General features: G+C 54.2%; 15 protein-coding genes and 1 pseudogene. 3 read left to right on the forward strand and 13 right to left on the reverse strand.

The genetic code is table 11. The features are described 5' to 3' along the window. Nucleotides 1–93 precede the first annotated feature (93 nt). From menE to A7Z29_RS17490, 8 genes are all read right to left on the reverse strand, one after another. Nucleotides 94–1,449: an o-succinylbenzoate--CoA ligase gene (menE, locus tag A7Z29_RS17455; RefSeq protein WP_000577537.1), complete on the reverse strand. Its 1,356-nt coding sequence runs from the start codon at nucleotides 1,447–1,449 to the stop codon at nucleotides 94–96. Next, entirely contained in the window at nucleotides 1,446–2,408 is a 963-nt protein-coding gene (gene menC / locus A7Z29_RS17460) for an o-succinylbenzoate synthase (RefSeq protein WP_001255575.1), read from the reverse strand. Before menC ends, menE begins: the two co-directional genes overlap by 4 nt. Next, nucleotides 2,408–3,265 carry a 1,4-dihydroxy-2-naphthoyl-CoA synthase gene (menB, locus tag A7Z29_RS17465; RefSeq protein ID WP_000640000.1) on the reverse strand — a complete coding sequence of 286 codons (858 nt, stop codon included), beginning with the start codon at nucleotides 3,263–3,265 and terminating at the stop codon, nucleotides 2,408–2,410. Before menB ends, menC begins: the two co-directional genes overlap by 1 nt. A gap of 14 nt (nucleotides 3,266–3,279) precedes the next feature. Next, nucleotides 3,280–4,038: a 2-succinyl-6-hydroxy-2,4-cyclohexadiene-1-carboxylate synthase gene (gene menH, locus A7Z29_RS17470; RefSeq protein WP_032225771.1), complete on the reverse strand. Its 759-nt coding sequence runs from the start codon at nucleotides 4,036–4,038 to the stop codon at nucleotides 3,280–3,282. Beyond that, nucleotides 4,035–5,705 (reverse strand): 2-succinyl-5-enolpyruvyl-6-hydroxy-3-cyclohexene-1-carboxylic-acid synthase, encoded by a 1,671-nt coding sequence (gene menD, locus A7Z29_RS17475; RefSeq protein ID WP_105290552.1) that lies wholly within the window; start codon nucleotides 5,703–5,705, stop codon nucleotides 4,035–4,037. The genes menH and menD overlap by 4 nt, the downstream gene beginning before the upstream one ends. Nucleotides 5,706–5,793: 88 nt before the next feature. Next, nucleotides 5,794–7,089 carry an isochorismate synthase MenF gene (gene menF, locus A7Z29_RS17480; RefSeq protein WP_105290553.1) on the reverse strand — a complete coding sequence of 432 codons (1,296 nt, stop codon included), beginning with the start codon at nucleotides 7,087–7,089 and terminating at the stop codon, nucleotides 5,794–5,796. A 78-nt stretch (nucleotides 7,090–7,167) separates the two neighbouring features. Next, nucleotides 7,168–7,473, reverse strand: coding sequence for a stress response protein ElaB (gene elaB / locus A7Z29_RS17485; protein ID WP_000070617.1), 306 nt, complete (start codon nucleotides 7,471–7,473; stop codon nucleotides 7,168–7,170). 54 nt (nucleotides 7,474–7,527) lie between these two features. Next, on the reverse strand, nucleotides 7,528–7,989 hold the full coding sequence (locus tag A7Z29_RS17490; RefSeq protein ID WP_000568146.1) for a GNAT family N-acetyltransferase: 462 nt from the start codon (nucleotides 7,987–7,989) through the stop codon (nucleotides 7,528–7,530). Nucleotides 7,990–8,053: 64 nt separating this feature from the next. Between A7Z29_RS17490 and rbn the strand changes: the two genes are divergently transcribed. The 3 genes and pseudogenes from rbn to A7Z29_RS17505 all read left to right on the forward strand — a co-directional run bounded on the left by rbn (nucleotide 8,054) and on the right by A7Z29_RS17505 (nucleotide 9,922). After that, nucleotides 8,054–8,971: a ribonuclease BN gene (rbn, locus tag A7Z29_RS17495; RefSeq protein WP_105290554.1), complete on the forward strand. Its 918-nt coding sequence runs from the start codon at nucleotides 8,054–8,056 to the stop codon at nucleotides 8,969–8,971. Nucleotides 8,972–9,116: 145 nt separating this feature from the next. Next, nucleotides 9,117–9,317 (forward strand): annotated as a pseudogene (locus tag A7Z29_RS17500) (M28 family peptidase); the annotation flags it as partial. 101 nt (nucleotides 9,318–9,418) lie between these two features. Continuing rightward, nucleotides 9,419–9,922, forward strand: a complete 504-nt coding sequence (locus A7Z29_RS17505; protein ID WP_105290555.1) for a YfbM family protein — start codon at nucleotides 9,419–9,421, stop codon at nucleotides 9,920–9,922. Nucleotides 9,923–9,990: 68 nt separating this feature from the next. On the opposite strand, the gene nuoN is transcribed toward A7Z29_RS17505, so the two are convergent. From nuoN to nuoJ, 5 genes are all read right to left on the reverse strand, one after another. After that, complete coding sequence (gene nuoN / locus A7Z29_RS17510) at nucleotides 9,991–11,448, reverse strand: NADH-quinone oxidoreductase subunit NuoN (protein WP_000156703.1); 1,458 nt, start codon at nucleotides 11,446–11,448, stop codon at nucleotides 9,991–9,993. 6 nt (nucleotides 11,449–11,454) lie between these two features. Beyond that, nucleotides 11,455–12,984: an NADH-quinone oxidoreductase subunit M gene (gene nuoM, locus A7Z29_RS17515; protein ID WP_000926452.1), complete on the reverse strand. Its 1,530-nt coding sequence runs from the start codon at nucleotides 12,982–12,984 to the stop codon at nucleotides 11,455–11,457. 230 nt (nucleotides 12,985–13,214) lie between these two features. After that, nucleotides 13,215–15,056, reverse strand: coding sequence for an NADH-quinone oxidoreductase subunit L (nuoL, locus tag A7Z29_RS17520; RefSeq protein ID WP_001056602.1), 1,842 nt, complete (start codon nucleotides 15,054–15,056; stop codon nucleotides 13,215–13,217). Further along, the gene (gene nuoK, locus A7Z29_RS17525) at nucleotides 15,053–15,355 is read right to left on the reverse strand and encodes an NADH-quinone oxidoreductase subunit NuoK (protein WP_000612644.1); all 303 of its coding nucleotides are present in this window, start codon (nucleotides 15,353–15,355) and stop codon (nucleotides 15,053–15,055) included. The genes nuoL and nuoK overlap by 4 nt, the downstream gene beginning before the upstream one ends. Continuing rightward, entirely contained in the window at nucleotides 15,352–15,906 is a 555-nt protein-coding gene (gene nuoJ / locus A7Z29_RS17530; protein WP_000393511.1) for an NADH-quinone oxidoreductase subunit J, read from the reverse strand. The genes nuoK and nuoJ overlap by 4 nt, the downstream gene beginning before the upstream one ends.

The raw sequence follows: 15,906 nt of genomic DNA on the forward strand, positions 1-15,906 counted from the left end.
CTAAGAGTTTTCACATTAAGTTACAGATTAACAGATAAACTCTTTATCAACGGCAATGGAATGGCAAAAATGAGAAGTGAAACGGATGTTCCATTACTGCTGGCGTTGAACCCACTCTTTCAACGCCTGGCGTGAAATTTTAATGCCGCCGTTTTTCAGTTCTGATGGCAACGTCAGCCAACGCACCGGTTGCTGAAAACGGGCCAGCTTATCTTTCACCCATTCGCTAAGATCCACGCTGTCCTGGTCATACTCCACCACAGCTACCGGGCGATGACCAAACTCCTTGTCTGCAACGGGGACGATAAACACCTGCAAAACCGCAGGATGCGCAGCAATAACCCGCTCCACCTCTTCCGGCTGAATACCTTCGCCACCGCTAAAGAACAGATTATCCAAGCGCCCGACAATGGTCAGTTTACCGTTATGCATCTCGCCGCGATCGCGCGTAGCGTACCAGCCTTCATCATTGAGCAGCGACACCAGTTGCCCGTTACGCCAGTAACCTTCTGCCATACTGGCAGCGCGCAACCATACCTCATCGTTAACAACTTTCACTTCCCGACCGGGCAGCGGCGAACCGACGTCTGCCAGACCGTCGGCTTCTTTCGCACACACCGTGGAGGCAAACTCGGTCAGACCATAGCCGCAAAAGCAACGAATACCCTGCTCGCGCGCCTGTTCCGTCAACTCGATCGGGATAGCCGCGCCGCCAAGTAACACCGCTTTCAGGGAAACGGAACTACGGTTAACCAGCAAACGCCAGAGCTGCGTCGGCACCAGCGAAGCGTGCGTACAGCCTGCCAGCATTTGCTCCAATGGCTGTTTATCACGCACCGTCATCCGCGCGCCAGCGTATAACCAGCGCCACATAATTCCCTGACCGGAAACATGAAATAGCGGCAAAGAGAGCAGCCAGTCATCGTGATCGCCAAACGGAATCAGCGATAACACCCCTTCGGCGCTGGCAAGATGAGCCTGATAAGTATGAACAGCTGCTTTCGGCAACCCGGTAGAACCAGAGGTCAACGTCATTGAGCACAGGCGTGTCGGCTGCCACATAGCTGCATATGCGCCCTCTCCAGCCTGAATTTGCAGTGACGTTAACGCCGGAAAGGTGTTCTCCCCTTCCGGCACCAGCGCAAATTGCAGCGTAAGATTGGGCAGCAACTCCTCAAGCAACGGCTGCGGAAGCTGTGGGTTGACGGGAAGCACCCGCGCACCGCATTGCAACAACGCAAGCCAGGCCAGCAGCGTTTGCGGCGTATTCCACGCCCGCAGCATCACGCCGCTGCCCTCAACCACGCCCTGCGCCGCAAATCCCGACGCTAATTCATCGACGCGAGCACAAAGCTCGCGCCAGTTGAGTTGCTCGTCATTGAGACGCAAGGCGATGGCATCTCCCCGCACCTGCCGCCAGTGACGCCACGGCCAGTCAGAGAAGATCATAGCAGCCGCTCCAGTGCATCTACTTCCACTAACGGTAGCGGGCTACCCGGCCAGCGACGAACCTGCTGCGCCTGCATCAGATCCAGCGTGTCCAGACCCGGAATGGTGTCTGGCGTTAGCCAGGCCGCAATCCGCGCCAGTTGCGTTAAGCCTAAGCTCGACTCGATGGAAGAACTGATCACCGCCGTCAGCCCCAGCGCGTGCGCCGCCTGCACCTGCTCGCGTACTTTCTCCAGGCTGCCCGTGAGCGTAGGTTTGATCACCACCGCGCGCACGCCCTCTTCCGCCACAAAGGCAAAATCCGGCTCGCGCAGGCTTTCATCCCAGGCAATGGCAATGCCAGTTTCACGGGCAAAGGCGCGGGAATCATCGCGTGTTTTGCACGGTTCTTCGAGAAAAGCGATGCGGTCGCGATAATCCGGATTGACATATTTGGCAAACTGCTGGCTCTTCAGCGGCGTCCAGGCGCGATTCGCGTCAAGACGCAAATGCAGATCCGGAACCGCTTCCAGCAACAGATTCACTACCATGCCATCGCGCACGGCTTCGTACAATCCCACTTTGACCTTCGCCACTTTCTCGCCAGGCATATCGGCAAGTTTGAGGATCAGATCGTCCGGATCACCGTTACACAGCGGTGCCGCACGGTAATTGGCTGCTTGCGGCAACGTATCAGTAAGCTCTGCCAGCGCGCAGCTCACGCCAAAGGCGACGGAAGGCATTTGCGGTAATTCGCAATCGCCTGCCAGCCAGTCATTTACCCAGGCAAGCAGCACGCTTTGCGCCTCTTCCCAAGTTTCCTGACTGAAGCCCGGCAGTGGGGAGATCTCTCCCCACCCTTCGCGCCCGCCATCGCGCAGGCAAACGTACAGCCCGTCGCGGGTTTTTAACCGCCTATCGCGCAGAACCACCCCCGCGTCCATGGGGATCTGCCAGCGGTATACCTGCGCGCTACGCATTACGGATTCCGTTTAAATTTGCTGAAATCAGGCTGACGTTTCTGGTTGAAGGCGTTGCGACCTTCCTGACCTTCTTCCGTCATATAGAACAGCATGGTGGCGTTCCCCGCCAGCTCTTGCAGCCCTGCCTGACCGTCGCAGTCGGCGTTCAGCGCAGCTTTCAGGCAGCGCAGCGCCATCGGGCTGTTTTGCAGCATTTCGCGGCACCAGCGGACGGTTTCTTTTTCCAGATCCGCCAGTGGCACAACGGTGTTCACAAGGCCCATGTCCAGCGCCTGTTTTGCGTCGTACTGACGGCACAGGAACCAGATTTCACGCGCTTTTTTCTGCCCGACAATACGCGCCATATAGGAAGCGCCCCAGCCGCCGTCGAAGGAACCGACTTTCGGCCCAGTCTGACCGAAGATGGCGTTTTCTGCCGCAATGGTCAGATCGCACATCATGTGCAGAACGTGACCGCCGCCGATGGAGTAGCCAGCCACCATCGCGACAACCGGTTTTGGACAGGTACGGATCTGGCGCTGGAAGTCCAGCACGTTCAGGTGATGTACGCCGGAGTCATCTTTATAACCACCGTAGTCACCACGGACTTTTTGATCGCCGCCAGAGCAGAACGCTTTATCGCCTGCGCCAGTCAGAATGATCACGCCGATGTTATCGTCATAACGCGCATCCGCCAGCGCCTGGATCATCTCTTTTACCGTCAGAGGACGGAAGGCATTGCGCACCTGCGGACGATTAATGGTGATTTTTGCGATACCATCGGTGGATTTTTCATAACGAATGTCCTCGAAACCTTCGGAGCAGTCGTGCCATTCAACCGGTGCGTAAAGCATTGCTTCATCAGGATAAATCATATTGTGTCCTTTAGTCAGAAACGCAAGATCTGCGCCAGACTTGCGATTACGCCAGCGGGATTTTCCCGGTGCGCGTTATGTCCGGCGCGAGGAATGACATGGCAGTCAGCAGCCAGTTCCGCCGCCAGAGCGCGGAATTTGCTGTCACGTTCACCACATAAATAATAAAACGCAAATGTGCGGGCGCTAAGGTTAGCACGTAAATCAGGCTGGACGGACAATGAGGTTGCTTCCAGCATGGCGGCAAGGGTTGCGCCATTATTGTTGCTACGCAGCGTCACCAGTTCCCGGCGCTGCTCGTCGTTAAGCGAGGCAAAAACTGGTTGTTGATACCAGTCGGCAAATACTGCCGTTAATGGTTCTGTGCGAAAACGCTGCGCCCAACGGTGATCGGAACGCTGACGTTCCGTGCGTTGTTCAGCATTTTGCAGCCCCGGATGACCGCCTTCCACAACAACCCCACTCAGCCCCGGCATCCCCTGACAAGCCGCCATCATCGCCACGCGTCCACCGAGCGAGTACCCCACCAGCCAGCAGTTAAGTATGTTGTAACTAACAAGGGTTTTACGCAGTAAGTCGGTGACATCATCAAAACCATCGACGCTAATTTCCGCCGAACCGCCGTGACCTGGGAGATCAACATACAACCGCGAGTAGTCGGCAAACGCTTCGCCGACTTCCTGCCATTCGTGGCAATCACCGGAAAAACCGTGCAGAAAAACCAGCCAGGGTAAACCTGGCTTGCCGTGTTTTTCCTTCGCGTGCAGGATCATAAATGGCTTACCTGCGCCAGCAATTGCTGGAGGGTCTGTGCGCCATCGGTGTCGTTAACCACCATCTCAATCACGGTGGTGGTCGGGGTGCGCCAGGCGTCGGCAAGCGCCGCTTCAAGTTCCTGCCAGTTTTGCGGGCGATGATATTTCAGCTCAAACATCGCGGCAGCATGATCAAAATGGACGTTTTGCGGCATCAGATAGAAACGCTCGCGCTCGCTTGTCGGCGTTGGTAGCAGCGAGAAAATTTGCCCGCCGTTGTTGTTTACCACAATTAATACCAGCGGCGCGGAAACCTGACGCAGTAACGCCAGTGCGTTCAGGTCGTAAAGTGCGGAAAGATCGCCAACAATCGCCAGCGTGGGTTTACCGCTCGCCCGCTGAACGCCTGCGGCGGTAGAGAGCAGTCCGTCAATACCGCTGGCTCCACGGTTGCTATAAACCGGATAACCTGCCGGAAGTTGCGAGAGCGCATCAATCAGACGCACCACCAGGCTGTTACCGACAAACAGTTGCCCCTGTTCCGGCAGATAGTCGCTGATGCGGTGCGCCAGTTGCGCTTCACCAAATGCATCTCGGCGCGCCACAACCGCCTGCATTGCCTGTTCAGCCAGACGCGGGATTTCAACGCACCAGGGCTGGCGTTTTTCTGCCGGATGCAGTTCCAGCCAGTCGGCGATATTAGCAATCAGCCGACGTCCACGATGGTGCGCCGGGTCGAGTCGCCCTTCGATATTATCAACAATCCAGTACTCTTCCGGCTCACAACTTGCCTGCCATTGCAGTAACCGTTTGCCGGTCAGGCTGCTCCCCAGTTGCACCACAATCTGCGCCTGCTGTAACTCGCTGATCGCTTTGGCATTGCCTAACCAGAGATCGGCACACGGCAGCGGCTGCCCGGTTTGCGACAGCACGTCGCCAATCAGCGGCCAGCCAAGAGTTTGCGCCCACAGGGCGACTTTTTTGCCCTCTTCCGCACTCATGCGACCCGCAACGACCACGCCGCGCTTTTGCCGCCAGAAGAACCAGTCGCGCTGTTTTTCACTTTCCAGACGAGGCGCTTCACGCAGCCACGGTTTATCGTCCTGCCACCAGTCGCCCAGACGTTGTTGCCAGCTAAGCCCGGTGTCGTCCATCTCGCCATACAACGGTTCAGCAAACGGGCAGTTGATATGGACTCCGCCAGTATGCAAAGTACCGAGAGCATGGTCGATGGTAGATACCAGCCAGCGAGCGGGAATATCCTGGGTCGGACGCGGTAGTGAAATGCTATGCATGGGGTGAGAGGCGAACATTCCCGGCTGGCGAATCGCCTGATTCGCGCCGCAGTCAATCAGTTCTGGCGGGCGATCGGCGGTTAAGAGGATCAGTTTCTCTCCGGTTAACCCCGCTTCAATCAGTGCCGGATAGAGATTTGCTACCGCCGTGCCGGAAGTCACTATCACCGCCACCGGCTGTTTGCTGACCTTCGCCAGCCCCAGTGCCAGATGCCCCAGCCCACGCTCATCAAAATGGGTGTGGTGGATGAATGCAGAATTTTCCGCCGCCGCTAACGTTAACGGCGTAGAACGAGAGCCAGGGGCAATGCAGACGTGTCTGACGCCATGACGCGTTAATGCTTCCAGAATGACCGCCGCCCAGCGTCGGTTAAATGCGCTTACTGACATGAGTTTGTCCGGTATCAATATTGCGGCTAAGTATAAGGAGCTACAAAAATAGATTATTGATATGAATCGGTAATGATGCGACTCATTACTATTCCATTTGTAATAATGTTCGCAACCCTGCCGCTTTGTTGTCGATTTCCTGCCACTCCTGCTCGGGGTCTGAGCCTCGGACAATGCCTGCTCCGGCATATAATCGCACCACATTGTCACTGATTTTCGCCGAGCGCAGGGAAACGCAGAATTCGCTTTGTTGTAATGAGAGATAACCCGCAGAACCGGCATACCATTCACGGGTGAACGGTTCGTGCCGGGCGATGAACTGCCGCGCCAGATCGCGCGGTAAGCCAGCAACGGCTGCCGTTGGCTGTAACTGATGTAAACAGATCACATCATCCGCTTTGTTGAGTGAAGTCCAGATACAGCGGCGCAGATGCTGCACTTTACGCAGGCGCAGTACCTGCGGCGGTAACACATCCAGCGTCTGGGTATCGGCCTGCAATCGTTGGCAGATATCTTCCACCACCAGCATGTTCTCGCGCTGGTTTTTATCATCCGCCATCAGCCACTCACCCAACTGCTGCGCCTGCTTATTATCAGAATGATTTGCTACCGTTCCCGCCAGGGCTTCGGTACGCAGAGCTTTGTCTCGCCGCCGCCATAGCCGCTCAGGCGTTGAGCCAAGAAAAGCATTTTCGCCATCAAAGGCCATGTAAAAATGATAGCAGTTCAGATTGAGCCGCCGGCTGGCAGCCATCATCGCCGCTGCATTGACCGGACTTGCGAAATGCAGGTCAGTCGCCCGAGCAAGAACCACTTTGTCGAGTTCACCTTCGGCGATGGTTTTCGTTGCCAGTTCGATTAATCGCGTCCAGCCAGTTTTGTCCGGCCAGTGTTGTTCTTTCGTGGTGGTTAAATGTAACGCGGGCAAAGGTTTATTATTCGCCAGTGTGGCGATAAATTCTTTTGCCTTAACTGCATCGTGCTGAAGGGAATTTTCACTGAATAGCGTCAGCCGCAACGTGGCTTTACCGCCACAGCGCCGCCATTCCAGACGTGGTAAAAGTAGATTGCCCTGCGACGGGTCAAACGCATTCAGTCCCCAGATGCGTAAGTCGGCGTGTTCTGGATACTGACGAAGAAAACGTTGCGCCTGATCCAACGACGTAAAGCGGGTGATTGCGCCCAGCACGGCAGCTTCTTCATCGCCATTACGTTGTTGCCAGTAAAATTGCGGATACGTTTGCTGACTGGCCAGCCAGCTTAAGGCATCAAAAGCGTCATTGAGAGGGAAAGGAATGTCGAAAACCCGAATGCCGGGTGTCGCCGGAATCTCTTGCGACAAATGGCGCAGTAGATTTCCCAGCGCCGTAGTAAGTGATTGCACGCGGACCTCTCCCTGTTAAAAGCCTCACATTATACGGGGTACTACAGAAAAAATGCAGTACCCCAGTGTAGGGAGGTTTTAACGGCGTGCCAGCAATAGTCCTAATACCAGTCCAACAGCCGCGCCAACGCCAATTCCCTGCCAGGGTTTTTCGTGGACGTAGTCATCGGCGCGATAAACTGCCTGCTTCGCCCGATAGTAATAACTGTCAGAAGCCTGGCTTACCCTTTTTTTCACATCATCCAGCGCCTTTTCTGCACGCGCCTTTAGTTCAACATATTTTTGATCGGCGGGATCGCCAGAGGAACGTAGTACCTCGTCAAGTGTTTCACTCAGCAACGTCAGGTCGTCATCGATACGTGTATCACCAAACTGATTAGACATTCTCGTTCTCCATTTGCGTAAAACCTGCCACTAACTATAGACAACGGTTATCGATTACGCCTGAATAACCTCGCGCGCCATCCCGATATGCGGAATACCATCTTCCTCATAAATATCGGTCACAGGGATGAAACCAAATTGCCCATAAAAGTTTTGTAAATGCGCCTGCGCCCCCAGATAAATCGGCTTCTCCGGCCAGTGGCGAGTACACGATTCCAGCGCCTTACTCATCAATTGCTGACCAATTTTTTCGCCGCGTAAGGCTTCGCTGACAATCACCCGACCAATCACAACGGGTTGCAGTTCGTCGTCACTTTTCAGAATCCTCGCATACGCCACCAGTGTCCCGTTATGCCAACCGAGAATGTGGCGATTTTCTCCCACCAGATCGTCGCCATCGATATCCTGGTAAGGACAGTTTTGTTCCACTACAAATACCGCACAACGCAGTTGTAATAAGGCATAAAGCTGAGAAACGGATAAATCAGAATGATGCAGATCTTGCCAGTCGATCATGGAAGGCTCCTTTGTGCTGTTTGCTTTATACTAGCCGGAATATTTTCAGCAGCGTGATGAACTCATGGAATTAATTTTTTTAGGCACTTCGGCAGGTGTTCCGACCCGGACACGTAATGTCACGGCAATATTGCTTAATCTGCAACATCCGACGCAAGCCGGGCTTTGGTTATTTGACTGTGGTGAAGGTACACAACACCAGATGTTGCACACGGCATTTAACCCAGGAAAACTGGACAGGATTTTTATAAGCCATCTTCATGGCGATCACCTTTTTGGCTTGCCCGGATTGCTATGCAGTCGTTCCATGTCAGGCATTGTGCAACCATTAACAATTTATGGTCCGAAAGGTATCCGTGAATTTGTTGAGACCGCGTTACGCATTAGCGGCTCGTGGACGGATTATCCGCTGGAAATTGTTGAAATTACGGCAGGAGAAATAGTTGATGATGGACTGCGCAAAGTGACCGCTTACCCGATGGAACATCCACTGGAGTGTTACGGCTATCGTATTGAAGAACATGATAAACCAGGCGCGCTGAATGCCCAGGCGTTAAAAGATGCCGGCGTACAACCAGGTCCGCTGTTCCAGGATTTGAAAAAAGGCAAAACAGTCACGCTGGAAGACGGTCGGCAGATTAACGGCGCTGATTACTTATCCGCGCCTACACCGGGTAAATCAATCGCCATTTTCGGTGATACCGGCCCTTGCGATGCCGCAATAGATCTTGCTAAAGGTGTCGACATAATGGTTCACGAAACAACGCTGGATATGGAGATGGAAGCCAAAGCCAACAGCCGTGGGCACAGTTCAAGCCGTCAGGCGGCGACTCTGGCTCGTGAGGCGGGTGTCGGCAAATTGATCATTACTCACGTCAGCTCACGCTATGATGATAAAGGCTGTCAGCATTTATTACGCGAATGCCGGGCAATTTTCCCGGCAACAGAACTGGCGAGCGATTTCGCGGTGTTTCACGTATAATCTTTAATTAATTGATAACAGGGCAAAATCGCCCTGTTTCATCAGCCAATGACTCAGGCTACTTTTATATAAATCTATCAAGCCAACAATATATTTGAGCATGATATTTATCATTAATAGTGATAAATAACAGACTCGCCTATGTCCTGGTTTTATTCCCGGTATCGATTTCTCTGACCATCTTAATTACTGGCAGCAAGATATTCCCGCCGTCATGATTACAGACACCGCTTTTTAACGTAATAAACAATATCACCTGCCCGGTGATACCGCAGACAGACTGAACTATCAGAAAATGGCGCAGGTGGTGGATGGTGTTATAACCTTGTTGTACAACAGTAAATAATAAAATTTTCTCGAGGCGGCTCCAGAAAAAGCAGCTTGTATATTTTATTTTTCCGCGTCTGTTTTAAGATGCGCAAAAGGAAATCTGACGGGAGAAATAAGATGGGAATGATTGCGTATTTTGCAGAAATTAACTCAGAAAAGGTCAACAAGTTGATTGAGTCTAATGAAAAATCTTTAATGGACGATATTCATGAAACGATTTCAGGCTCAAGGCGACTGGATATTGATAAACGCTGGGACTTTTTACATTTTGGCCTGACGGGCACCTCTGCTTTTGATCCAGCGAAGAATGATCCGCTAAGTCGTGCGGTGCTCGGTGAACATAGTCTCGAAGATGGCATCGATGGTTTCCTGGGATTGACCTGGAATCAGGAGTTAGCCGCCACTATTGACCGTCTCGAGGCACTCGACCGAAATGAACTGCGTAAACAGTTTTCCATTAAGCGACTCAATGAAATGGATATTTATCCGGGAGTGACCTTTTCAGAGGAGTTAGAGGGGCAACTCTTTGCTTCGATCATGCTTGATATGGAAAAACTGATTAGTGCGTATCGACGTATGCTGCGGCAAGGGAATCATGCGCTGACGGTTATTGTTGGGTGATGGTGTCAGGGCACCATAAAAAAACCGCCGAACATGTCGGCGGCTTTCTCAGCTTACTGACTGACGACTCACATCATCGGCATTGCCAAACGCACAATGCTAATCAGCGGTTGCGGCCATACACCCAGCACCAGAACCAGCAGGGCAGAGATCAGCACCACGATACCACCTGCTGTGTACTGCCAGTCTGACGGCGCATCACGGTTTGGCTGTTCTGAACCATGAAGGTACAGGCTCACCGCCACGCGCAGGTAGTAGTAGAGGCCGATTGCCGAACCGACAACCACGGCGCCCACCAGCCACCACAGGTGTGCCTGGACACCGACAGCCAGCACATAGAACTTACCGATAAAGCCCAGCGTCATCGGAATACCTGCCAGCGACAGCATCATCACCGTCATCACTGCCGCGAGTATCGGGCGATGCCAGAACAGACCACGGTAAGAGAACAGGGAATCAGCATCCGGGCCACGGTACGGGCTGGACATCAGGCTGACCACACCGAACGCACCGAGGCTGCTGAACAGATAACCGGCCAGGTAAACCCCTACCGCTTCCATCGACATCTCGCCGGTTTGCAGCGCAATCAGCGCCACCAGCAGATAGCCGAGGTGAGAGATAGACGAGTAACCGAGCAGACGTTTGATGTTGGTCTGGCTCAGCGCCATCAGGTTACCGAAGATGATGGAGGCAAAGGCGATAATCGCCAGCACCACGCGAATCGCTTCGCTGTCACCCACCGGTGCGTAAAGGAACAGACGCATCACCACACCGAAGATAGCGATTTTACTCGCCGTCGCCAGGAAAGTGGAAACCGGCGCAGGCGCGCCCTGGTATACGTCTGGCGTCCACAGGTGGAACGGCACCAGAGAGAGTTTGAAGCCGAGGCCGACAATCATCAGGCCAAAACCTGCCAGCAACAGCGGCTCGTTGAGCATACCGTCGCCGAGGTTTTTACCCAGCGCGACAAACGACAGGTCACCAGACTGTGCATACACCAGCGCCATACCGAACAGCAGGAAAGAAGACGCTGCGGCAGAAAGGATGGTGTATTTGATACTGGCTTCCAGCGAACGTTTCTGACGGAAAGCGTAACCGACCAGGCCAAACAGCGGCAAAGAGATCAGTTCGATACCGAGGAACAGAGACGCCAGATGGTTGGCATTTGCCAGCAAGATCCCGCCCAGCGCGGCAATTAACACCAACAGGTAGAACTCGTCCTTGTTGTCGTTATAGCCTTCAAGCCACGGGTAGGCGAAAGTACAGGTGGCGAGGCTCGCCAACAATACCAGCCCGGTATAAAGCATGGCGAAACCATCAACGCGCATCAGCGGCGTAACGTCCATAGCGCCAGCCTGGCCGACAAACCAGAGCGAAACCAGCGCCGCGTTAAGCCCAATAACCGAGAGCGTAGCGTTGAGGAAATGATTGCGTCGCCACGCAATGGAGAGCATCACAACCACCACCGTCAAGCCGACGATCAGCAACGGTAGCAGTGCGATCAGGTTTTGTGGAGTTATTGTCATGGCGATTTACGGCCTTGTAGTAGTAACGGAATTAACAAACCACTGCTGGATATTGCCAATCGCGGAGTGCGAGGTATCCAGAATCGGCTGCGGATAGAAGCCCAGCAGTACCAGCAGCACCACCAGCAACAGGATCATAAACAGCTCACGCAGCGACATCCCTGGCAGTTCCTGGCTGGCAATCTGGCTTTTCGCTTTACCGAAGTAAGCGCGATGCAACATCGCCAGCGAATAAACAGATGCAAAGACCAGCCCAAAGGTAGAGATAACGGTAATCACCGGCACAACCTGGAAGCTGCCGAACAGAATCATAAATTCGCCGACGAAGTTACCGGTGCCTGGCATCCCAAGCGTTGCCACCGCAAAGAACAGCGACAGTGCTGGCAGCCATTTCATCTTGCTCCACAGACCGCCCATCATGCGCATGTCGCGGGTATGGATACGTTCATAGAGCTGACCGCAGAGAATAAACAGACCCGCCGCCGACAAGCCGTGCGCAATCATCTGAATTACCGCGCCCTGGTAGGCCAACTGGCTGCCGGTGTAGATAGCAATCAGCACGAAGCCCATGTGGGAAACCGAGGTGTAGGCGATCAGACGTTTGATATCGGTCTGAGCGAAGGCCATCCACGCACCGTAGAAGATGCCGATAACACCCAGCCACATAGCGATTGGCGCGAACTCTGCCGACGCGTTCGGGAACAGCGGCAGGGAGAAACGCAGCAGACCGTAAGCGGCGGTTTTCAGCAAGATCCCCGCGAGGTCAACGGAACCGGCAGTCGGTGCCTGGGAGTGCGCATCCGGCAGCCAGCCATGCAGCGGAACCACCGGCATTTTCACCGCAAAGGCGATGAAGAAGCCCAGCATCAACAGATATTCCACACCACTGGACATCGGCGTATTCAGCAGCTCTTCATAGTTGAAGGTCCAGACGCCAGTCGCATTGTAGTGAACAAAAACCAGCGCCAGGATGGCGATCAACATCACCAGACCACTCGCCTGGGTGTAAATGAAGAACTTGGTTGCCGCCGTGATACGCGTTTTACCGTCAGAGGCTTTATGCCCCCACAGTGCGATCAGGAAGTACATCGGCACCAGCATCATTTCCCAGAAGAAGAAGAACAGGAACATGTCGATGGCAAGGAACACGCCGATAACGCCGCCCAGGATCCACATCAGGTTGAGGTGGAAGAAGCCCTGATATTTTTCGATCTCATTCCACGAGCAAAGTACCGCCAGCACGCCGAGCAGACCGGTCAGGACGACCATCAGCAGCGACAGACCATCAATGGCGAGATGGATAGAGATTCCAAAACGCGGGATCCACGGCATGTCGAATTCAGACTGCCACTGCGGAATTCCGGCGGATTGCGTCAGTGAATAACCGCCCTGCAACCACAGTTGCAGCGACAGCGCCAGCGTCAATCCCATGGTGATCAGCGCGATCCAGCGCGGCACCTTGACGCCAAAGCGTTCGGTCTGCCAGCACAGGAAGCCGCCGATAAAGGGGATTAGTATTAACCAGGGTAATAACATAGCTAAGTATGTCCCTTATATTTACTCCTGCTCAGGCTATCTCACTCGCCAGCCCGAATCCCGGCAGTGCTCGCAATCCTCACGTACTTAAGTACGCTCCGGTTGCTGTGCGCTGGCGGTATCCGGTCTGACTTCGCCGATGACGCCTGTACTTCAGGAACAGTTACCTAAAATTTATTCTTAGTTCACAGACCCGGCGCAACGCCGGGTATATTCACTCAGCCAACAACTCAACGCAGTACCATCAACAGTGCCAGCACCACGACCGCACCGATGCTCATGGATGCCACATACCAGCGCAGGTAGCCGTTCTCGCTTAACAGCAGGCCTTTACCTGCAAAGCGGGAAAGGACAGCCGGGATGTTCATCATTGAGTTCAGCGGATCGCGTTTCAGCAACCAGGCGATACCCAGGAACGGCTTGACGAACACTTTGTCGTACAGCCAGTCAAAGCCCCAGGCGTTGTACCACCAGGTTCCCAGCAGGCGACCCGGCGCACTGTTGGCGATGGAGGTCACCAGAGTACGTTTACCCAGCCACAGCCAGGCAGCCAGCAGAATGCCGACGACCGCAACCACGCCAGAGGTAATTTCCAGGGTCAACATACTGCCGTGCGCCAGTTCCGTCGTTTGCGGAAGCACGCCCTGCAGCGGCGGTACAATCAGTGCGCCAACGAAGGTGGAAAGGATCAGCAGCACAATCAGCGGCAGGCTGTGAGTTACCCCTTTCACGGCGTGAGCGTGAATTTGTTCTTTTCCGTGGAAGACGATGAAAATCATACGGAAGGTGTAGAGCGAGGTCATAAACGCACCGACCAGACCTGCCACCATCAGATTGATATGACCATTCGCCATCGCACCCGCGAGGATCTCATCCTTACTGAAGAAGCCTGCAGTGACCAGCGGCAGTGCCGACAGTGCCGCGCCGCCCACCAGGAAGCAGAGATAAACCAGTGGAATAGATTTACGCAAGCCGCCCATCTTGAAGATGTTCTGTTCGTGATGACAAGCCAGAATGACGGAACCGGATGCCAGGAACAGCAGCGCTTTAAAGAACGCGTGGGTCATCAAGTGGAAAATCGCCGCATCCCATGCCTGTACGCCAAGCGCGAGGAACATGTAACCAATCTGGCTCATGGTGGAGTAAGCGAGAACACGTTTGATGTCAGTTTGTACCAGAGCGGCAAAGCCTGCCAGCAGCAGCGTAACCGCCCCGACAATACCCACCAGATGCAGGATTTCCGGGGTCATCAGGAACAGGCCGTGGGTACGAGCGATCAGGTAGACACCAGCGGTTACCATCGTTGCAGCGTGGATCAGCGCAGAAACAGGCGTCGGGCCAGCCATCGCGTCGGCAAGCCATGTCTGCAACGGCAACTGCGCAGATTTACCGACCGCACCGCCCAGCAGCATCAGCGTCGCCCACATCAGCATGTTATTGCCGTCAGCAAAGTGCGCTGGTGCCAGTTCCACCATTTCGCGGAAGTTCAGGGTGCCCAGTTCGTTGTAAAGAATGAACAGCGCGAAAGCGAGGAACACGTCCCCCACACGAGTCACGACGAACGCTTTCATTGCCGCTGCGCCATTCTTCGGATCGGTGTAGTAGAAACCGATCAGCAGATAGGAGCACAGACCCACGCCTTCCCAGCCGAGGTACATCAGCAGCAGGTTGTCGGCGAGAACCAGAACCACCATGCTGGCGATGAACAGGTTGGTGTAGGCGAAGAAGCGGGAGTATCCCTCTTCACCGCGCATATACCAGGAAGCGTACATGTGGATCAGGAAACCCACACCGGTAACCACCGAGAGCATAGTCAGCGACAGGCCGTCCAGCACCAGGTTGAAACCAATGTTAAAGTCGCCTACCGACATCCACGTCCACAGCGGCTGGCTGTAAGCCTGCTCGCCGTTAGCGAAGAAATCGACGCCGATAAAAGCGGTCACCAGCGCCGCCAGGCCCACAGAGCCAACGCCCACGATCGCAGAGACGTTTTCAGACCAGCGTCCACGGGAGAACGCCAGCAGGACGAAGCCAATCAATGGCAAAATAATGGTTAAGGCAAGCATGTTCATCCGCGCATCTCACTTACTGAATCGATGTTCAGGTTCTGGCGACGACGGTGAAGTTGCAGCAGCAGCGCAAGGCCGATACTCGCTTCTGCCGCCGCGAGGCTGATGGCGAGAATGTACATCACCTGACCGTCGGTCTGGCCCCAGTAGCTACCGGCGACCACAAAGGCCAGCGCGGAGGCGTTAATCATGATTTCCAGACCAATCAGCATAAACAGCAGATTGCGACGGATAACCAGACCGGTTAAGCCAAGAACGAATAAGATTGCCGCGAGGATCAGTCCATGTTGTAAGGGGATCATGCGTGCTCCTCCGTTTTTCTTTTCGCGCTGTCGTCTTTACGATTGCTCAGCACTTCACCCGCACGCTCTTCACGACCGACGTGGAAGGCCACAACCAGACCCGCGAGCAGCAGCATTGAAGCCAGTTCCACCGCCAGTACGTAAGGCCCAAACAGCGTAATACCCACTGCTTTAGCACTGATTGGCGTACCGTCGATACCCTGATCATTAACACCAAGGATGGCGTAAACAATCACCACCAGCATGATGGCCGACAAAATTGCCGGACCAATCCACACCTGCGGTTTCAACCACTGGCGTTCCTGTTCGATTTCTGAACCGCCCAGGTTGAGCATCATCACCACGAACACGAACAGCACCATAATGGCACCCGCGTAGACAATAATTTCCAGCGCACCAGCGAAATAAGCGCCCAGTGAGAAGAACACCCCGGAAATCGCCAGCAGCGAAATAATCAGGTACAGCAGTGCGTGTACCGGATTGGTATGGGTGATCACTCGCAAGGTCGCAAGTATGGCTATCAGGCCACAGATATAAAAAGCGAACTCCAT

The sequence above is a fragment of the Escherichia sp. MOD1-EC6842 genome (assembly GCF_002965705.1).
Taxonomy (GTDB): domain Bacteria; phylum Pseudomonadota; class Gammaproteobacteria; order Enterobacterales; family Enterobacteriaceae; genus Escherichia; species Escherichia ruysiae.